This window comes from Rickettsiella grylli (assembly GCF_000168295.1).
In the GTDB taxonomy this organism is placed as follows: Bacteria; Pseudomonadota; Gammaproteobacteria; order Diplorickettsiales; family Diplorickettsiaceae; genus Aquirickettsiella; species Aquirickettsiella grylli.
In genome coordinates, this window is sequence record NZ_AAQJ02000001.1 from 561,074 (window position 1) to 579,555 (window position 18,482).

The 18,482-nt window shown below is 38.5% G+C and carries 19 protein-coding genes, 1 tRNA gene and 1 pseudogene; 14 read left to right on the forward strand and 7 right to left on the reverse strand.

Annotation, left to right across the window (positions count from 1 at the left end; translation table 11 throughout):
- The first annotated feature begins 3 nt into the window (after positions 1–3).
- Positions 4–1,977: an ATP-binding protein gene (locus RICGR_RS07885; protein ID WP_006035036.1), complete on the forward strand. Its 1,974-nt coding sequence runs from the start codon at positions 4–6 to the stop codon at positions 1,975–1,977.
- Between the two features lie 19 nt (positions 1,978–1,996).
- Here the strand turns inward: RICGR_RS07885 and RICGR_RS02515 are convergent, their stop codons facing one another.
- Positions 1,997–2,539 (reverse strand): GNAT family N-acetyltransferase, encoded by a 543-nt coding sequence (locus RICGR_RS02515; RefSeq protein ID WP_006035624.1) that lies wholly within the window; start codon positions 2,537–2,539, stop codon positions 1,997–1,999.
- Between the two features lie 187 nt (positions 2,540–2,726).
- Positions 2,727–3,392 (reverse strand): glycoside hydrolase family 25 protein, encoded by a 666-nt coding sequence (locus RICGR_RS02520; protein WP_040615128.1) that lies wholly within the window; start codon positions 3,390–3,392, stop codon positions 2,727–2,729.
- Between the two features lie 353 nt (positions 3,393–3,745).
- Here RICGR_RS02520 and RICGR_RS02525 point away from each other — a divergent pair, with 353 nt between their 5' ends.
- Positions 3,746–4,147, forward strand: a complete 402-nt coding sequence (locus RICGR_RS02525) for a Gfo/Idh/MocA family protein (protein ID WP_275113651.1) — start codon at positions 3,746–3,748, stop codon at positions 4,145–4,147.
- Positions 4,148–4,159: 12 nt separating this feature from the next.
- Positions 4,160–4,768, forward strand: a pseudogene (locus RICGR_RS08130) (Gfo/Idh/MocA family protein); the annotation flags it as partial.
- A 318-nt stretch (positions 4,769–5,086) separates the two neighbouring features.
- On the opposite strand, the gene RICGR_RS07890 reads toward RICGR_RS08130, so the two are convergent.
- Entirely contained in the window at positions 5,087–5,323 is a 237-nt protein-coding gene (locus RICGR_RS07890; RefSeq protein ID WP_050763986.1) for a nitrilase-related carbon-nitrogen hydrolase, read from the reverse strand.
- Here RICGR_RS07890 and RICGR_RS02540 point away from each other — a divergent pair.
- The 3 genes from RICGR_RS02540 to RICGR_RS08135 are packed head-to-tail and all read left to right on the forward strand — an operon-like array spanning position 5,322 to position 6,165.
- Complete coding sequence (locus tag RICGR_RS02540; protein ID WP_006035367.1) at positions 5,322–5,645, forward strand: hypothetical protein; 324 nt, start codon at positions 5,322–5,324, stop codon at positions 5,643–5,645. The two genes, RICGR_RS07890 and RICGR_RS02540, sit on opposite strands and share 2 nt — an antisense overlap.
- A 10-nt stretch (positions 5,646–5,655) precedes the next feature.
- The gene (locus tag RICGR_RS02545; RefSeq protein ID WP_006034762.1) at positions 5,656–6,060 is read left to right on the forward strand and encodes a YjdF family protein; all 405 of its coding nucleotides are present in this window, start codon (positions 5,656–5,658) and stop codon (positions 6,058–6,060) included.
- A 24-nt stretch (positions 6,061–6,084) separates the two neighbouring features.
- On the forward strand, positions 6,085–6,165 hold the full coding sequence (locus RICGR_RS08135; RefSeq protein ID WP_420806101.1) for a beta-ketoacyl synthase N-terminal-like domain-containing protein: 81 nt from the start codon (positions 6,085–6,087) through the stop codon (positions 6,163–6,165).
- A gap of 80 nt (positions 6,166–6,245) precedes the next feature.
- On the opposite strand, the gene RICGR_RS07430 is transcribed toward RICGR_RS08135, so the two are convergent.
- From RICGR_RS07430 to RICGR_RS02560, 3 genes are read right to left on the reverse strand one after another with little or no spacing between them, the layout of a single operon-like run.
- Positions 6,246–7,094: a hypothetical protein gene (locus tag RICGR_RS07430; RefSeq protein WP_006035526.1), complete on the reverse strand. Its 849-nt coding sequence runs from the start codon at positions 7,092–7,094 to the stop codon at positions 6,246–6,248.
- A gap of 2 nt (positions 7,095–7,096) precedes the next feature.
- Positions 7,097–7,669 carry a hypothetical protein gene (locus RICGR_RS02555; protein ID WP_240992199.1) on the reverse strand — a complete coding sequence of 191 codons (573 nt, stop codon included), beginning with the start codon at positions 7,667–7,669 and terminating at the stop codon, positions 7,097–7,099.
- A gap of 17 nt (positions 7,670–7,686) precedes the next feature.
- The gene (locus RICGR_RS02560) at positions 7,687–7,953 is read right to left on the reverse strand and encodes a hypothetical protein (RefSeq protein ID WP_006035078.1); all 267 of its coding nucleotides are present in this window, start codon (positions 7,951–7,953) and stop codon (positions 7,687–7,689) included.
- 334 nt (positions 7,954–8,287) lie between these two features.
- On the opposite strand from RICGR_RS02560, the gene RICGR_RS07895 reads away from it, so the two are divergent.
- Both RICGR_RS07895 and RICGR_RS02570 read left to right on the forward strand, forming a co-directional pair.
- Positions 8,288–8,662, forward strand: coding sequence for a hypothetical protein (locus tag RICGR_RS07895; RefSeq protein ID WP_240992200.1), 375 nt, complete (start codon positions 8,288–8,290; stop codon positions 8,660–8,662).
- A gap of 34 nt (positions 8,663–8,696) precedes the next feature.
- On the forward strand, positions 8,697–9,356 hold the full coding sequence (locus RICGR_RS02570) for a tyrosine-type recombinase/integrase (RefSeq protein ID WP_240992201.1): 660 nt from the start codon (positions 8,697–8,699) through the stop codon (positions 9,354–9,356).
- A 75-nt stretch (positions 9,357–9,431) separates the two neighbouring features.
- On the opposite strand, the gene RICGR_RS02575 is transcribed toward RICGR_RS02570, so the two are convergent.
- Positions 9,432–9,507 (reverse strand) — tRNA-Phe (locus tag RICGR_RS02575).
- A gap of 329 nt (positions 9,508–9,836) precedes the next feature.
- Here RICGR_RS02575 and icmT point away from each other — a divergent pair.
- From icmT to aceE, 6 genes are all read left to right on the forward strand, one after another.
- Complete coding sequence (gene icmT, locus RICGR_RS02580; protein WP_006035456.1) at positions 9,837–10,097, forward strand: IcmT/TraK family protein; 261 nt, start codon at positions 9,837–9,839, stop codon at positions 10,095–10,097.
- 12 nt (positions 10,098–10,109) lie between these two features.
- Entirely contained in the window at positions 10,110–10,445 is a 336-nt protein-coding gene (locus RICGR_RS02585) for a type IV secretion IcmS family protein (RefSeq protein ID WP_006034656.1), read from the forward strand.
- A gap of 104 nt (positions 10,446–10,549) precedes the next feature.
- Positions 10,550–13,687, forward strand: a complete 3,138-nt coding sequence (gene putA, locus RICGR_RS02590) for a bifunctional proline dehydrogenase/L-glutamate gamma-semialdehyde dehydrogenase PutA (protein WP_006034648.1) — start codon at positions 10,550–10,552, stop codon at positions 13,685–13,687.
- Positions 13,687–14,859: a cation:proton antiporter gene (locus RICGR_RS02595; protein ID WP_006035398.1), complete on the forward strand. Its 1,173-nt coding sequence runs from the start codon at positions 13,687–13,689 to the stop codon at positions 14,857–14,859. Before putA ends, RICGR_RS02595 begins: the two co-directional genes overlap by 1 nt.
- Before the next feature lie 132 nt (positions 14,860–14,991).
- Positions 14,992–15,735: a hypothetical protein gene (locus RICGR_RS02600; protein ID WP_006034734.1), complete on the forward strand. Its 744-nt coding sequence runs from the start codon at positions 14,992–14,994 to the stop codon at positions 15,733–15,735.
- Between the two features lie 57 nt (positions 15,736–15,792).
- Positions 15,793–18,459 (forward strand): pyruvate dehydrogenase (acetyl-transferring), homodimeric type, encoded by a 2,667-nt coding sequence (gene aceE, locus RICGR_RS02605; RefSeq protein WP_006035188.1) that lies wholly within the window; start codon positions 15,793–15,795, stop codon positions 18,457–18,459.
- Positions 18,460–18,482: the final 23 nt, after the last annotated feature.

Genomic DNA, 18,482 nt, shown 5'->3' on the forward strand with positions numbered 1-18,482 from the left:
AGTATGCAAATAAATAGCCGATTGTTAGTGCGTATTATTAAGAATTTACCAAATTATATTTTTGTAAAAGATAGTAATTTGGTATATCAACTATGTAATCATAATTTTGTTACTGCTATTGGTGGGAGTAATCCGATAGGGAAAAATGACTATGAATTACCTTGGGATAAGAATTCAGTCATGCAGTATCAACAAGAAGATAAATATATTCTCAGCACAGGAAAATCTATTTTAAACAAAGAAGTTCCAATGTATTTAGCAGAGAAAAAAAAGATACTGTCTGTTAGTAAAGTACCGATTTATGATATAGAACACCAACATATTATAGGTATTTTAGGCGTTTACGTTGATATCACTGAAAAGAAAAAAGCAGAAAAAGCCATTATCCAAGCTAAAGAAGCGGCAGAAGTGGCCAACCAAGCTAAAACTGAATTTCTAGAAAACATGCGTCACGATATACGAACACCATTGTCTGGCATTATAGGGTGTGCTGAGTTGCTGCAATCAAAAACTAACGATCTGACTATTTCTGAGTATGCGAACGATCTTGTTAAATCCAGCCATGCCTTACTGGATTTCCATAATAATGTCTTAGAAGGGATTCAAGTCGCTACGGGTGAAATTCCATTCGTTAAAAAGAAATTTGATTTACGTCAACCATTGGAAGAAATCATCAACCTTAATAAATCCTTGGCCGCAGAAAAGCAACTCATTTTACAGTTTCACTATGATGAGCGCATTCCTCAATACGTAATGGGTGACCCCGTACGCGTACAGCGTATTCTATTAGAGCTGCTCTCCAATGCATTAACCTTTACTAAAAAAGGACAGGTTACTGTCAATATTGCACTCAAGAAAAAAGAATCAAGAGAAGTCATCGTCGAACTGAGTGTAAGTGATACCGGTATGGGTATACCTAAAGATAAGCAAGAGGAGATCTTTATTCGGTTCAAGCGTTTAACGCCTTCCTACAAAGGGATTTACAAAGGCTTAGGTCTAGGATTAACCACTGTCAAACAATTCGTTGATGACCTGGATGGTGAGATTTACGTTGAAAGTGAATTGGATCACGGTGCTACGTTTACGTGTTTCATTCCTTTTCAAGAACCTTTAGTGATGGATGAAACCACGGTAGAAGAAATACCGTTGCCGGATTATGGAAAATCGAATAAAGCGGTTACAACGCGTGTCACACCGATTTCATCTGAAGAAATAGGTAACAGTAAAATTTTGCTAGTAGAAGATAACGTTTTAGCAGCGAAAGCCGCTGCCGGCGTTCTGTCAGAATTTAACTATACCATTGATATCGCGCCGGATGGCAAAACAGCCATGGAACGGTTACAAAAAAATGTGTATCAATTGATCCTCATGGATATTGGATTGCCTGATACAGATGGAATTGCCTTAGCCCACTGCATACGTCTTAACCAATGGAAAAAAAATCATGCGACGATTCCTATCGTTGGTCTAACGGCGCATATTGGGGAAAGAAAACAGGAATGTCTTGATGCGGGTATGAATGCCGTTATTCATAAACCCTTAAAAAAAGAAACGGTTCAAGAATTATTAACCACATTTATGCAGAATGAATCCTCCGACGAGCCCACCGCATCAACACGCTTTATGATCAAAGGCGCAGTAATAGATTTTGATGAAATCAAAAAGATCTTACGGGATGAGAAAGTCATTGAAGAATGTCAACAATTGATGATAACAGGCTTAAGTGAAGATTTAGTAAAACTCGCAGCCGGGTATCAATCAGAAGATTGGGAAAGCATTCAAGCGACTGCACACAAATGGCAAGGCGGTGCTGTTTATTATGGTGCTAAGCGATTGGAACAAGCGTGTAAAAATTTTAATGAGTATTGGTCAACGAGTAAGAAAGAATACCTGAAGACCTTGTATCACCAGTTAGTGCAAGAAATGGAAGCAGTGGTAGAAGTGTGTTGTTATAAACGAAGTGTTGTAACCTTTTAAACGATTTGAACGCGCAAGCTTATGTGCTCGCGCGGCTTAATCGATATAAAACATGCCGACAAAGAGAGCTGCTTTTTGGTAGCTTTGGGTGATCAAAGTCGTCGTGTGGATGATGATGCATACCGATCTTTTCCATTACTCGACGCGATCGACTATTATTTTCTACGGTAAATGAAACAACTTCTTCTAACTTCAGTGTAGTAAACGCAAGATCGACTACGGCTTTTGCAGCCTCGGTAGCATAACCTTTCCCCCAATGTTGAGAAGCTAATCGCCAACCCATTTCAATAGCAGGCGTGAAATGCGCCTCAAAAGAAGTAACTAACAACCCTACAAAACCAATGAATTCACCATTTTTTTTCAATTCTACGACGTATGCTGTAAAACCATATTTTTTATAATGGTTCATAAAACGTTGAATTAAGGTTTTTGTTGTCGCTCGATCTCCAATTTTAGGCAGAAATTCACAGACTAAAGGATCTTGATTAATTGCTGACAGGGGATCAAGATCCTGTTCTTTCCACGTTCTCAGTATTAGACGTTTTGTTTCTAAGATAATCATAACGTTTTCAATGGGATCTAATTCATTAGAGTAAGATTGTAAAATAAAGTTATTCTTTTAAATGAGGATAACAAAACGCCAAAGTGTGCCAATACCATTCGCGGTGCAACGGTTGCTGCTGATCAGCCAGTTATCCTCTTTTTGCGAAGTAGGAGATAAATACTCTAATTTTTCAATATTTAAATGCTTATAAAATTGAGCAGTAGGAATTAGTTGAAGGTGTATTTACCCAATCTAAATCGACTTCGCCTTGGATTCCTTGTACATGGCCTTTTGAGCTATGTTGCCACCAAAACCATGTGGTTCCTGGTTTGTCCCAAGTTTTGGGGAGGCGAGGTTTTTCTACGTTCCAATGAGCTACCCAAAGACGATGTACGCTAAAATCATATTTTTTCCAATTCACTCCACTATCCCAATAACCTGACGAGCAATAGATTATTACATCAAAATTTGGCAAAACATCCCGTTTTATTCGAGTCAATAAATTCTGTAAATTATCTGCCATAGCATCTGGGGTTACCGACTCATTCCCTCTTTTTTCAACGTCAATAGCCAGCCAATCTTTTGTAGTATCAAACGCAATGGAAGTCAGGTTTTTTCTTATGTTTTCTGTCTGTTCTTCGGGTGTACTACTTGCACCTCTGAAATAATGATAAGCACCTACGCTAATACCTGTTTTTTTAGCGGCATTCCAATTAGCAACAAATTGGGGATCGGTATAAGTACCTCCTTCTGTCATTTTAATAAAAGCATGCTTTATTCCATCATTTATTACTTCATTCCATTTAATATTCCCTTGCCATTTAGATACATCCACCCCTTTCTCGTAATTATTTTTTTCTAGAGTTTTCATTGTTTTTCCTTTTATAAAAATTGAACCCATAAAGAATAATAACATTTAGTATAAAATTTTCAATTTATCTAAAAATAGTTAATTAAAAATATCGCAATAGGTAGTTATTTTATTTTAATTGTTAAATCAATTGCTTTAGACAAATCGAACGCAATTAAAATTTTTTTTTATAAAAAATTTAGGACAATAAATAGAAGTACAATGTAAACCTCCCAAACTTCCCCCTGCTGCTTTAACCAAACGAGGAGATTCAATACTTACTGTTCCATTGGCTTGCGGTGGGCATCCAAGCAGTAGTGGTTGCAGAAGAGAAATACTAATTCTTTCACCCTTTAATAGGTAACCCTGGAATAATCGGATGTGGTATGGTGGCTGATTATCATATCAGTAACTTTTTAAAAATAAATAATGTTGAGATAAAGTGGATCTGTGATACCTCTAGAGAGGCCTTAACAAGAACTGCGGAAAAATATAAACTTCAAGGAATTTGCACCGATTACAAAAAAATTCTAAATGATAAATTTATTAATGCAGTTATTATTTGTACCTCGCCTCATAATCATTACCAAATTGGTATGGAGTCTATACAAGCTAAAAAACACGTTTTGCTTGAAAAACCTATTGCGGTAACTCGAGAAGAGACATATAGGCTTTATGATGAAGCCAGTAAAAATCCAGAAATTGTAATCTTCGAATGCTCTTCACGGCACTCTCGGTTACAGCCTAAATTCTTTGCTATAAAAAAAATTATCTAATCGGGTCAATGCGGACAAATTTATTATATTCACCATAGTGCTATCTATAGAAACTTAAGACCTGGTATTGAATATCATCCTAATGCTAAATGGTTTTATAAAAAAGAATTATGTGGTGGTGGCCCTTTATTAGATTGGGGTGTATACGATTTATCTTTTCATTTAGGCATTCTCAATGATAATCCTAAATTAAAATTCATTAAATCATTTACCCTCAATGGATTAGATTCAAAAAGCCGAAATAATAAAGAGTTCAATGTAGAAGAACATGGCCTAGTTTCTATGGAATTTGATACAGGTTTAAACTATTTTTGGGAAAGATCAAGTCACGCTAATAATGAAACACCTAATCAGACTAAAATTTATGGCACTCATGGCGGATTAAAATTTAGCTATTTATCATGGGAGGCTAATGAGGTGACGTACTACTCAGAGAAAAATGATACACCAACGGAAGAAAAATTTTTGATCGCAATGGGAAATCATACCAGTCATGAACATGATTTCTATGAGCTTGATAATCACTTTGTTCAGTGTGTTTTAAAAAAAGAAAAGCCTATATTACCTTTAAGTTTAGCGGTTAAACATCTAGATATTATCTTTAAAGCGTTAAACAACTAGACATGATTTGCCCTTTGCTTGCTTTTGTCTTAAATACACGTTTTGAATTAGAAATATGATTGCCTATCTACCAATTAAATAACTCTAGTGAGAAACTGGAAATGGATCCGATGAACATTAGTTTCGACCTTTTTTATCTTTTGGCATTGTGCCGTATGAACGGCTCCCTAATTTTTAAAGAAACTAGAGATTGGTATTTAGTAGGTTTGCGATAGGCATTTCCCCAAGTCTCATTTTTTTCTCCAGGCACGAATTTTCTCAATGTTAAATGCAGCGATAAAAACACCTTCCTTTTCGTCGGCTATGGTAATACATGTATTACGAGACGCCATCATGGTTAAATGCAATACCATCAAATGCACAGGAATGACCGTTATTTTGAGGAGCCGCGTAATTAGTGAGCGCTACACCCACCATATTGTCAAATGCTCTGGTTTTAAATTGACACAATCTATTTTCTTCCATTTCACAAGCGTTGGGTGTTAGTATAATTTCGGCGCCTCCCAGCATTAACACACCTGCACTTTCAGGAAACTCACGGTCGTAGCAAATCATGGCACCTATATCTACATCTCCTTTGCATAAAGCATTTGGTTTTAAACAGCTTAAACATTATATCGAAAAACATAATATTGATGAAGAATTAATACGAAAAATTCGGCAATGGTATGTGCATGCTTTAAATTTTTTTGGTCCGCCTAATGTTAAATCTCAAGAGCTGCTTAATTTTTATGGGATTAAGCGACAATCTAATGATGAGCTACGCTGTGCTTTTATTAAGGAGGTTTTGTGTGTCATGGATGAACTTGGTTTACGTAAGATTATTGATTATGAATTAGCTAATAAATACCCTTTTCAACTGTCTGTACTTACATAAAGCTATATTTGTGATAAAGCTTACAGTTCTCTTTGAATCCCCTTTTTGGGTGGGAATATTTGAGAAAGAACAGGATGGGAAATACTCCGTAGCAAGAATTGTATTTGGTGCTGAACCACGTGATTTTGAGGTATTTGAATTTGTTATAAATAAAATGGATCAGCTTAAATTTTCAAATCCTCAAGAAGATGAAATTGTTAAAAGGAAAATTAATCCAAAGCGCTTACAACGTGAAGTGAAAAAGGAAATTTCTAAAAAAAATATTGTTTCAAAAGCACAGGATGCACTACGTTTGGAAATAGAAAAAAACAAAAAAGAAAGACGATCTTTTAACAGTAAATTAAAAGAAGCGATTAAGCAGGAACGTTTTGAACTTAAACAGCAAAAGAAAAAGGAGAAAAAGCGTGGACATTAACTTTTGGGTAGCAAGAAATATGCTATGAAAAGACGTGTTGTTATCACAGGGATTGGGATAATTGCTCCTAATGGTCAAGGAAAAGAAGAATTTTGGGATAACTGATTATCACCCGCTTCGATCCCAAGCACTTGCCAATATTTCTGAAGGTGCTGCCGTTGTTGTGCTCGAAGAATCTAAACGAGTTACATCATGGTCGGGAGGCGCCTGCTGTTGTTGTAGAGACTCACGTTGCTCTTTAGCAAGCCATGCATTGATGTGACGCAAGATCTGTGATCGGGTTTTTCGTGCATTTGGATTAGCTTCATTCCAAGCTTGTATTTGGCGCAACTCTTGCAAAACATCAATATTTGAATAGATTTTCTTCCAGGTGTTGATATCCATTTTCCCAGAATAAATACATCGTTATTTTGAAGTGGAATATCGATGATTTCTTCGTTGGAAATGGTATTTACTACACTTTTTTTATTAATTAATAAGGGAATTTTTGAGTTGCTGCTGGGTAAGCCGCCGATAAACGACGGCTTACAAACAACATCCTGTTCCTGATCCTTCTCCTGATTCTGATCCTGTTCCTGATTCTGTTCCTGGTTTTGAAAGGGTTGCGATAGAGTTGCTAAATGGTTTTTAAACCCTTCATCTAAGTGTTTATTTTGAGCTAATAAGCTTACTATTAAAGGTCTAAAAACCATTGATTGTGTTGGAACTCGTTTAAAAAGTTTACTCAGACTTTTGCCTTGATTTGGATTTTCAATCGGGTTCCAATCTAGAAAGTGAGTGATCAGAATCCAATTAGATTCAGTGTCTCGAATTAAAAATTTAACTTGAGATAGTTCTGAAAATACTTGATAAACTGTTTCTCCATTCCATTTTAAATCCTCTGCTACATACCCTATGGGTAATCGAAAACAACCCAACATATTAGTATGCGGTCCTGTCAATAAATAAACGGCTAATAATTTGGCGTGTGTAGATAAATTTTGTAATGCTAAATCAGACCAAAATTGGGTTTGTACCGAACCGTATTCTCTCATTTTTATTTCCTTTTTTTAGATTGATAAATAAAAGAAGAAATTTCTTTTTTATCATGTGTTAATATTTTTTGCTGCTTTCTGTGAGTGAAGCGAGTTAGAAGTGCAGCTGCGGAAGTTTTTAGCTTTCCTTCATCAACGGCTTTTACCAGTTCAGAACTGCCGAGTAATTGAATTTTCTCAGCGTAGCGATAACTGTCTTTGCAACCAAAGCCAAGTAAAGCAGCTATCAATTCATCTGTTCTTCCTTTTATTTCGTCGAAATTTCGACGAAATGGTTTGTGAAAACGAGGCCCTTGGCGGTTTCCTAAATATTTTTTCGTCGCAATTCCAATAGCAGCTCGTTCGCAGATTAAAAAGGTTTGCACTAATACAGCCAACTCATATTTTTTTGTTAGCAGATCAGATAAAGAAAAGTGCCAAGCAGGAACCATTTTTTTGTTCTGTTGCTGATAAACTAAATAAGTGCTTGGGTTGGCTATGAGTTGTTGATTTTCATCGATGATAACTGGTCTAAACTGGTTTAAAGGACGTTGCTCTCGGTCGGTAAAACTAGGAACTGAAAAATTACATTTCACATGAGCTATCGAAACATTCATGAGTTTAATAGGATGATGCATAAAGGTAGAGATAACGACTTTAGTTCCATCCGATCCAATGGTGAAATCAAATCTAAAGGATCTATTTTATATTTCAGTTTTTCCCATAGGTATTTTTCAATTTTTTTCGCAAACTTCAATTTTGCCCAGGTATGGCCATTTCGCATAGAACATAAATTTTGATGTGATGTGCCCAAAATTTTGGCCGCCTTTTCTACCGTTCCACATTCTCGAATAAATATCTCAAAAGGGCTGTTTTCCATACTTATCCACTCCATTTATTTTTTTATGAATATGAATGAACAAAATAAGTCTATACAAGATTCTTGAAATATTCTTTGCAAATAATTCTAGTAATCTGATTAGCGGATAGTTCAAAAATAAGGATAAGAATATGCAGCCAAGACTCATACGTTTACGTGACGCACCGAATTATTTAGGAATGGATCGGCATCGATTTAATGAAGAAGTGAGACCTTACTTAACAGTAATTCCAATTGGGGAAATAGGAATTGCATTTGACCGACTTGATTTAGATGTTTGGGTGGACGATTATAAGCGGTGTAAGGGTCGTCCTCCAGTTAAAAGGGGACAACCATGGGAAGAAAAAAAATGCCAGGACTCGTTAAACGCGGGAACATTTGGCACATTAACAAAAAAGTCAACGGGCGTCGCATTTCAGAAAGCACTGGATCAGGCTTGCTCGAAGAAGCCGAACGTTACTTAATTCGACGTCTCGAACAGATTCGTCAAGCCAGTCTCTATGGAATAAGACCAAAGCGGACTTTTCAGGAAGCAGCGACTAAATATTTGATGGAACATCAACATAAAGCAAGTATTCACGTTGATGCGGGTAACATTAGGGTACTTGATAAGTTCATAGGAGGCTTACCTTTAGACGGAATTCATATGGGGACTTTGGTCTTATATAGGTGCTCGTCGAAAAGAAGGTGTAAAGACGAGAACGATTAATCATGGGTTACAGATTGTTCGTCGTATTTTAAATTTGGCGGCTAGTGAGTGGTTAGATGAGTATGGTTTAACTTGGATAGCTGTTGCTCCTAAAATCCGGTTATTTTCCGAATTGGATAGACAGCAACCTTATCCGTTAGATCGACAGGAGCAAGCACGTTTATTTAACGAGTTGCTTGCACACTTGAAGCGAATGGCATTGTTTGCTGTCAATACAGGATGCCGTGATCAAGAAGTATGTAAGTTGCAGTGGGAATGGGAAGTTCGCTTAAATGGGAGCTCAGTATTTATGATTCCTGGAAAGTTTGTGAAAAATCGTCAAGATCGTTTAGTTGTTTTAAATGATATTGCACATTCTGTAATTAATCAGGTTCGTAGTATCCATCCTAAATATGTTTTTACTTACTTAGGGAAATCCACTACGCGTATGCTTAATTCGGCATGGTTAAAGACACGTGCGCGTCCAGGATTACCAAAGGTGCGAGTGCATGATCTTAAACAGACTTTTGGGCGGCGGTTACATGCAGCAGGTGTAAGCTTCGAAGATCGCCAAGATTTATTAGGACATAAAAGTAGTCGTATGACTACTCATTACTCACAAGCGGAATTAAGTAATTTAATTCATGCTGCAAATAAAGTTTGTGGGGTAGGTCAAGGTATCCCGTTACTCACGGTGCTTAAAAGAGCCATGTAAAACTGGGAGTCGCGCAAAAGTCGCGCAGATAAATTTTTTGGATATTTTAAAAGTGATGTAAGTGTTTGATTTATCTGGTGGCCGAAGGTGGAATCGAACCACCGACACAAAGATTTTCAGTCTTCTGCTCTACCGACTGAGCTATTCGGCCTGTTGCGTTTTTGTGTAGATTATATTTTTTCAATTAAACATATTGAACAACATAGGTTCCGTGTAAAATTTTATGCTAATCGTCTTTTTTAAACGGGAACCGGTTGCGTATTAAAGCGTTTAGTTAAAGTTGAGTCAAGTGAATCCTAAATTTTGATTGACTCAATGGGGACATCATTTAATTTCCCATAAAAAATAGTCCTTAAAGCCTAAACAAGGAAGCGTTTATTGCAATGATTATCTTAAGTTCTTAACTTTAAATTTGAAGTCAGTTGCTGTATGATTCTCGCCATAATTGATAGAATATTAACCAAAGCGAGGTCATGGTTTATGTCACGGGTTCCTACTGCGGCACATTGGCGTGATTCAGCACGTATACCACGATTTTTTTTGATCGATGCGCGGGCAGCTTTTCCATTGCTTTTATTTTTATTGCATATTCGCGTTTGGAGCTTTTTATTGGCGATAGCAGCGATGGCATTTTTTGGCCTATTGGAGCATTATGGTTTTTCAGTTACGGTATTTTTGCGTTGGTTACGCACAGTATTGGCAGGACCACGTAAAATGGCTATCCCCTGGTGGAAGGAGTAGTAGTGTAAACCGATGGAGTTAAAAAAAGCATTGCATTCCATTGCGAATGCGTTAAATGCCAATTTTACATTAAAAGGTCGATCAGTCACCTATGATGAAGTTTTTTCTGATATAGGCTTATTACCTGCGATCGCGCGCCGTGCCGATCAATTATGCTCGCTTTGTTTGGGGTATGGGATTGGTGTGAGCTTTGACGAGGTGGAACATGCTTTACTCGGTGTAAAAGCCAATTTTGATGAAGTCACCCCTAATATTTTACGCTATCTTTGTATTACGGATGTACTCTGTGAGTTGATGCAGAATGGAGGCGCGTTACAAACCCCACTTGATGAACTGATGTACGATTAGTCATTAATAGTTCATAATTAAAGGCAATCTAGACAATTATTCACTTTAAACGATCAGCACTAAAATAATAATATAAAAAACTTTCCTAAATTATAGAGGCTCAAATGTCGATTCCCTTAATATCAGTTAAGAAAAATCCATTTAGACACGCGATTGAAAACGCTTATTATGCGGATGAAACAACGTGTGTTAAACAATTAATGCAAGAGGCCTTTTTACCCGCTCAAACGCTAGAAAAAATTGAACAATGTGCCACTCAACTCATTGAAAAAATTCGTGCTGAGCGCTTATCAAAAGGGGGATTAGACGCCTTTTTATATGAATATGATCTATCGAGTGAAGAAGGAATTGCATTGATGTGTCTTGCGGAAGCGTTGCTTCGCATCCCTGATGCGAAAACGGTCGATGCCTTATTAGAAGATAAAATTACGCATGCAGATTGGGCTTCACATTTAGGTCAAAGTCCGTCTTTGTTTGTTAATGCGAGCACATGGGGGCTTGTTTTAACGGGGAAATTATTTCAGTCTGAAAAATCAGAAGGTTTGGGCCAGGTATTAGGCCGCTTTATTCGTCGAACGAGTGCACCCGTTATTCGGAAAGCGATTAAACAAGCGATGCAACAGTTGGGTCGGCAGTTTGTCATGGGCGAAACGATTGACGAGGCCTTGAAACGTGCTAAAACCTATGAGGCCAAGGGCTATTGCTTTTCTTACGATATGCTGGGTGAGGCCGCACGAACTGAAAAAGATGCGGAACGTTATTTTAAAGCATATCAAACAGCCATTGCAGTGATCGGAAAAAATGCGCCTACTCAATCGCTGTATCAGGCACCGGGTATTTCCGTTAAATTATCAGCGCTGCACCCTCGCTATGAATTTGCTAAAAAAGAGGAAGTGGTACCTTTTTTAACGAAGCGATTAAAACAATTAACGTTAGCTGCAAAAGACAATAACATGACGTTGACTGTCGATGCCGAAGAAGCCGATCGTTTAGATATGTCGCTTGATATTATTGAAGCGGTGTTTTGTGATCAGGATTTAGCGCATTGGGAAGGATTGGGTTTGGCCGTACAGGCCTATCAAAAACGCGCGCCTTACGTTATCGATTGGCTGATTGATTTAGCGAAAAAACAACATAAACGGTGGATGGTTCGTTTAATTAAAGGGGCTTATTGGGATACGGAAATCAAGAATGCGCAAATAAAAGGCGTGCTGACTTATCCCGTTTTTACACGTAAAGCAGCAACGGATGTTTGCTTTGTCGCGTGTGCGAAAAAATTGTTGGCACACACTGCAGAAGTCTATCCTCAGTTTGCAACCCATAATGCCTATACCTTTGCGACGTTACTCGAATTGGCTGGAAAAAATCGAGATTTTGAAATGCAATGTTTACATGGTATGGGTTATACCTTGTATGATTCGATTGTTGGATCGCAACAATTTAATATTCCGTGTCGTGTTTATGCGCCGGTAGGGGAACACGAGGACTTATTGGCTTATTTGGTGAGACGTTTATTAGAAAATGGCGCAAATACGTCATTTGTAAATCGTATTGTGGATGAAAGCATTCCTATTGAAACGATGTTAGAAGATCCGGTGCGGAAATTAGCGTCCTTAAATGAAATTCCGCATCCTAAAATCCCTTTACCTCCGGCTATTTATGCGCCGGATCGCAAAAATTCTCGAGGTATTGATTTTTCAGATAGTGAAACGTGGGAGCCGCTGGCTCATCAAATAGAAATAGCCTTTAAAAAATCGTATCGTGCGGGGCCTATCCTTAAAGGCGGATTAGTTGAAGGCGAAAAAAGGCAGGCTGTTCGTAATCCGTCCAATCCAGAGGAAATTGTCGGGCATGTAAGCTTGGCGAGTGAGAAACAATTGGATCAGGCGTTAAGCAATGCTTATGCGATGAATTTTACCTGGACAAACACACCGTTAGAAACGCGCGCCGCGTCTTTAGAGCGCGCTGCTGACCGTTTCGAACAACGCTTTGGTGAATTTATGGCGTTAGTCATCAAGGAAGGTGGAAAAACACTGCCTGATGCCGTCGCTGAAGTCAGAGAAGCAATTGATTTTTGTCGTTATTATGCACTGCGTGCACGGAAAGATTTAATACCGCAGCATTTACCTGGACCGACGGGTGAAGAAAATTGGCTTCGTTTTCCGGGGCGCGGTGTGATTGCTTGTATCAGCCCTTGGAATTTTCCGTTAGCTATTTTTATCGGTCAAGTCACCGCCGCTTTAGTCGCAGGTAATACCGTTATTGCAAAACCTGCAAGTCAAACCCCATGCGTTGCGACAGAGGCTGTGAAATTATTACATGAAGTCGGTATTCCAGTGGATGCATTACAGCTTTTACCGGCCCGTGGTTCAGTCATTGGACCTAAAATAACGGATGATCCACGTATTAAAGGCATAATATTTACCGGATCGACTGAAACAGCCCGTGAAATTAATCAACGTTTAGCGCATCGTGAAGGAGGAATTTTGCCTTTCATTGCTGAAACGGGTGGGCAGAATGCGATGATCGTCGATACGTCTGCATTAAAGGAACAAGTGGTTGTTGATGTGTTAATTTCAGCGTTTGGTAGCGCAGGTCAACGCTGTTCTGCATTGCGTGTCCTGTACCTTCAAGAAGAAATGGCAGAATCGTTTATTGAAATGTTAATAGGTGCAATGGCGACACTTAAAGTGGGCGATCCCAGTCTGTTGTTTACGGATGTTGGTCCTGTGATTGATAGTGCAGCCAAAAAAACCTTACAGGAACATTTTGATAGGATGTGCAAAGAAGCGAAGTTGCTTTATCAATGCACGATACCACGTGAACTCGATCAAACCCATTTTTTTGCACCGTGCCTATTTGAATTAAAACGTTTGGATAGTTTAACACGTGAAGTTTTTGGTCCTATTTTACACGTCATTCGCTACTCGATGAACGATCGCGAAAAAGTAATTAATGAAATTAATAATACTGGGTATGGTTTAACGCTAGGTATACAAAGTCGAATTCAGCACACTGTGGAGAGCATTTCACGCAGCGTTCATGCCGGAAATCAATACGTTAACCGTTCCATGGTAGGTGCTGTGGTGGGTGTTCAACCCTTTGGCGGTGAGGGTCTTTCTGGAACAGGGCCTAAAGCCGGTGGTCCCCATTATTTACCCCGCCTTTGTTTAGAACGTTCTTTATCGATCAATACAACAGCGGCTGGAGGTAATGCTTCATTGCTTTGCCTGGAGGACTAATGGATCATAGTTTTGTTTTTTCTATTTTTGTTATTTTTACGGGCGCGGCGGTTTTAGCAACCATCGCACTTTATACGCATCAGTCATTATTAGTAGCCTATATTTTATTAGGTTTAATATTAGGTCCCAGTTGTTTGAAATTAGTGCCGAACTTAAGTTTGGCACGGGGTATCGGTGATGTAGGCATCATCTTTTTGTTATTTTTAGTCGGTCTCGATTTAACCCCTCAAGAATTTTATCGAAGTTTACGTAAAACAGCGATCGTGACGTTAGTATTTAGTGCGTTATTTACAACCATTGGATTTGCTGTCGGCTACTTATTTAGTTTTACGCTCTTAGAAAGTCTGTTAATCGGTGCAAGTTTAATTTTTTCAAGTACGATTATCGGTCTCAAACTATTACCTACATTAGCGTTACATCATAAACCTATTGGTGAAACAATGATTAGTGTGTTATTACTACAGGATTTGTTGGCCATTGGTATGCTCTTGTTTGTGCATGGTGCAAACATGACCGGTTCGAAAATAGCCGATTTGGGCTTAACGTTAATTACGTTCCCTTCATTGCTCGCATTTGCTTTTGTCGTGCAACGTTATTTTATCAGCAAATTGTTTATTCGTTTTGATAGGGTGCAAGAATATCTTTTTTTAGTGGCACTGGGGTGGTGTTTAGGATTAGCTGAATTGTCGCGTGCCTTAGGTCTATCTGCAGAAATAGGCGCTTTTTTGGCCGGCGTGTCGATAGCCGAAGGACCAATTGCCGTTTTCATTGCGGATAATTTAAAACCATTACGTGATTTTTGTTTAATTATGTTTTTCTTTGCCATTGGTGCGAGCTTTGATTTACGTTATTTACCCGAGGTGTTTATACCGGCGCTCTTATTAGCCGGATTGGTGTTGTTAATTAAACCGTGGTTGTTCCAAGTTTTATTACAAATGTCAGGTGAAAAGAAGTATATCGCGCGTGAAGTGGGTGTTCGTTTAGGACAAGCGAGTGAGTTTTCTTTATTGATCGCTTATTTAGCAGCTGAAACAACACCTGCTTTAATTGGTGGAAAAGCGAACTATTTAATCCAAGCGGTCACTATTTTAACCTTCGTGGGCTCATCTTATTGGGTTGTTTTACGTTATCCTACACCGTTAGCCTTGAATGAGAAGATGCGAGTAGACTAAACTATGTTTTTTAAAAAGCGTCATTATAAATTTTTGGAGCGCTTGGAAAAGTCAACATCGATAAAAATTTAAGTGATCCTATTAAACCGAATAATAATTTTTAAACAGAAGGTTGGATGCCGGAGGAAGATTATGACATTTATTACCTTGTTACTATGCCTTGGATTGGAACGTTTTCTACATCGAGGCAATTTTTTAGCCCGTTTTAATTGGTTTGAACAGTATGCCAGCAAGATTGATGATCTCACTAAAAATTACGCGTGGACGCAACATTATTTTATACCGTTGTTATTGGTCGTATTACCCATCGTTGTTCCAATAGCGGTCATTTATAGTTTAAGTGCCGCATTTATCCAAGGGTTATTAGCCTTTTTAATAGGCGCAGCGGTACTTTTTTATTGTTTAGGACCTATCAATCTTTTTGATAGCAAAGAAATCCATCAGCGCATCTTTTGGCAAGCGAATGAATCACTTTTTGCAGTGATATTTTGGATGGCGTTGTTGGGTCCGATTGCGGCATTGATTTATCGTCTTGTTGAACGTTCTGCACATATCCACGCCAGTTATCCTGCGTTAGGGAAATCCGCTCAACAGGTTCGCGCTTTATTGGATTGGTTACCTATTCGTGTATTTTCAATGTTGTTTGCTTTGGCGGGTGATTTTGTAAAAACAAGTCAATATTGTTTAGATTATTTGTTTAGAGAGGTTTCTTTTAATCGGGAATTGATTGAAAAAAGTGGACGTATTGCATTGGGCCTTACCGAAACGGCAGAGCTTACCAATGAAAATTATAGTACGGCATTAAAGCTGATTGATCGTAGTTTAATCTTATTTTTAATAATTGTGTTCGCGGTTACACTAGGCGTGCTGTTATAGTGAATGAGGTCCGTTTTTTATAAGAATAAATAATGTAATTTTTCCAAGGTAAATCCTATGACACAGCAAACGCCTTATAGAGATAAGGATCCCATTGAGACCCAAGAATGGATAGCTGCGCTTTTATCGGTTTTAAAGTGTGAAGGTGCGGATAGAGCGCAATTTCTTATCCAACAATTGGTTAATAAGGCCCGTCAGCGGGGTTGCGAATTGACCATTGGAATGAACACTCCTTATGTCAATACGATTCCCCCTGAACGGGAACCTGTTTTTCCTGGAAATGAAAAATTAGAACGACGGATTGCCGCGTTAATTCGGTGGAACGCAGTCATGATGGTGTTACAAGCCGGTAAAGTTTCTTCTGAGTTAGGAGGGCACATCGCCACCTATGCATCAGCGGCGACGTTGTATGAAGTGGGTTTTAACCATTTTTTTCATGCGGAGAATGCCCATCATGGCGGTGATTTAGTCTATATTCAAGGGCATTCTTCGCCCGGTATTTATGCACGTGCCTTTTTAGAAGGACGTCTTTCTAAAAAACAATTAACCTATTTTCGACAAGAAATAGGAGGGCAAGGATTATCTTCTTATCCACATCCCTGGCTTATGCCTGAATTTTGGCAATTTCCTACCGTTTCGATGGGCTTGGGTCCGATGCAAGCGATTTATCAAGCGCGTTTTTTGAAGTATCTGCAAAATCGTGGCCTGTTAGATACACAAAATAGAAAAGTGTGGATGTTTTGCGGTGATGGTGAAATGGATGAACCTGAATCACTCGGTGCGCTTTGTATTGCTGCGCGGGAGAAATTGGATAATCTTATTTTTGTGATTAATTGTAATTTGCAACGATTAGATGGGCCTGTACGCGGTAACGGCAAAATAGTTCAAGAGTTAGAAGGTGTATTTCGGGGTTCGGGGTGGAATGTGATTAAAGTGCTTTGGGGGAGCGCTTGGGATCCGTTATTCAAAAAAGATAAACAGGGTTTACTCTCTCAATTAATGATGGAAACCTTAGATGGCGAATATCAAAACTATCGTGCTAAAGATGGTGCTTACATCCGCGAACATTTTTTTGCAAAATATCCTGAATTAAAAACGCTGGTTGCTGAGATGAGTGATGAGGAACTTTGGCTTTTAAAGCGAGGTGGACACGATATTAAAAAAGTCTATGCAGCGTATAAATCGGCGGTTCAGCATAAAGATCAACCGACCGTTATCTTGGCGAAGACCATTAAAGGCTATGGTATGGGTACGGCGGGTGAAGGTCAAAATATTACGCATCAACAAAAGAAGATGACGTATGATCAATTACGTGCATTTCGTGATCGTTTTCAGCTCTCGTTGAGTGATAGGGATATTGAAAATTTAAGTTTTTACTGTCCCGATGAAAAAAGTCCAGAAATCAGCTATTTAAAAGAGCAGCGTAAAAAATTGGGTGGTTATTTACCCGCGCGGCGTACACAGGCTGAAGAATCGTTAAATATTCCACCATTAAATGATTTCAAGAAAATTTTGGACGGATCGAATGGACGAGAAATTTCAACAACGATGGTCTTTGTTGAACTATTACGTCATCTCTTAAAAGAAAAAACCTTAGGACCTCGAATCGTACCCATTGTGCCAGATGAATCACGAACCTTTGGTATGGAAGGTTTATTTCGACAGATTGGCATTTATTCTCCTGTAGGCCAGCTTTATGATCCGGTTGATGCAGGTCAATTAATGTATTATCGAGAAGATAAAAAAGGACAATTACTGGAAGAAGGGATAAATGAAGGCGGTGCGTTTTGTTCGTGGATGGCCGCTGCGACGTCCTATAGTACGAATAACTTAATGATGGTGCCTTTTTATATTTATTATTCCATGTTTGGTTATCAGCGTGTCGGTGATTTTGTCTGGGCCGCGGGCGATATGCAAGCACGGGGATTTATTTTAGGGGCGACGGCGGGAAGAACGACGCTAGTCGGTGAGGGATTGCAACATCAAGATGGCCATAATTTGTTGTTTTTTTCGGTTGTTCCCAATTGTGTGGCCTATGATCCTTGTTTTGGCTATGAATTAGCGGTCATCATCCAAGATGGTTTGCATCGTATGATGAACAACCAAGAAAATGTATTTTATTATTTGACAGTAATGAATGAAAATTATGTGCATCCACCCTTTAACGAGAAGCATAAAAAAGGAATCATCAAAGGAATGTATTTATTGTCAGAAACGAAACCCAGCAAGCGACATGTCCAATTATTAGGTTCGGGTACTCTTTTAAATGAAGTGATTGCCGCCAAAGAATTATTAAAAACTGATTTTGATGTAACGGCAGATGTGTGGAGTGTGACGAGTTTTTCTGAATTGCGTAAAGAAGCATTACATGCAGAACGTTATAATATGTTACACCCGAATGAACCCGAAAAGAAAAGTTATGTTGCACACTGTTTACAGGACCGAATAGGACCTGTGATTGCAGCAAGCGATTATATACGCTTAAATGCTGATCAAATTCGTGAATTTATTAAAGCGCCCTATCGTGTGTTAGGAACAGACGGTTATGGGCGAAGTGATACGCGTGAACAATTACGTCAATTTTTTGAAGTCAATCGTTACTATATTGTTATTGCGTGTTTATACAGTTTATTGACAGAAAATTTAGTGACTAAAATCGAAATTGAACACGCCTTTAAGAAATATCATATTGATTCTACAAAGCCCAATCCTTTTACGGTTTAACAGTGAGTTTTTCCTATGAACCG

Bases quoted from the DNA above. Each gene is read 5' to 3' on its own strand.
- RICGR_RS07885 (WP_006035036.1), top strand. From the start codon at position 4: ATGCAAATAAATAGCCGATTGTTAGTGCGTATTATTAAGAATTTACCA.
- RICGR_RS02515 (WP_006035624.1), bottom strand. From the start codon at position 2,539: ATGATTATCTTAGAAACAAAACGTCTAATACTGAGAACGTGGAAAGAA.
- RICGR_RS02520 (WP_040615128.1), bottom strand. From the start codon at position 3,392: ATGAAAACTCTAGAAAAAAATAATTACGAGAAAGGGGTGGATGTATCT.
- RICGR_RS02540 (WP_006035367.1), top strand. From the start codon at position 5,322: ATGGCACCTATATCTACATCTCCTTTGCATAAAGCATTTGGTTTTAAA.
- RICGR_RS07890 (WP_050763986.1), bottom strand. From the start codon at position 5,323: ATGATTTGCTACGACCGTGAGTTTCCTGAAAGTGCAGGTGTGTTAATG.
- RICGR_RS08135 (WP_420806101.1), top strand. From the start codon at position 6,085: ATGAAAAGACGTGTTGTTATCACAGGGATTGGGATAATTGCTCCTAAT.
- RICGR_RS07430 (WP_006035526.1), bottom strand. From the start codon at position 7,094: ATGAGAGAATACGGTTCGGTACAAACCCAATTTTGGTCTGATTTAGCA.
- RICGR_RS02560 (WP_006035078.1), bottom strand. From the start codon at position 7,953: ATGGAAAACAGCCCTTTTGAGATATTTATTCGAGAATGTGGAACGGTA.
- RICGR_RS07895 (WP_240992200.1), top strand. From the start codon at position 8,288: ATGGGAAGAAAAAAAATGCCAGGACTCGTTAAACGCGGGAACATTTGG.
- icmT (WP_006035456.1), top strand. From the start codon at position 9,837: ATGTCACGGGTTCCTACTGCGGCACATTGGCGTGATTCAGCACGTATA.
- RICGR_RS02585 (WP_006034656.1), top strand. From the start codon at position 10,110: ATGGAGTTAAAAAAAGCATTGCATTCCATTGCGAATGCGTTAAATGCC.
- putA (WP_006034648.1), top strand. From the start codon at position 10,550: ATGTCGATTCCCTTAATATCAGTTAAGAAAAATCCATTTAGACACGCG.
- RICGR_RS02595 (WP_006035398.1), top strand. From the start codon at position 13,687: ATGGATCATAGTTTTGTTTTTTCTATTTTTGTTATTTTTACGGGCGCG.
- RICGR_RS02600 (WP_006034734.1), top strand. From the start codon at position 14,992: ATGACATTTATTACCTTGTTACTATGCCTTGGATTGGAACGTTTTCTA.
- aceE (WP_006035188.1), top strand. From the start codon at position 15,793: ATGACACAGCAAACGCCTTATAGAGATAAGGATCCCATTGAGACCCAA.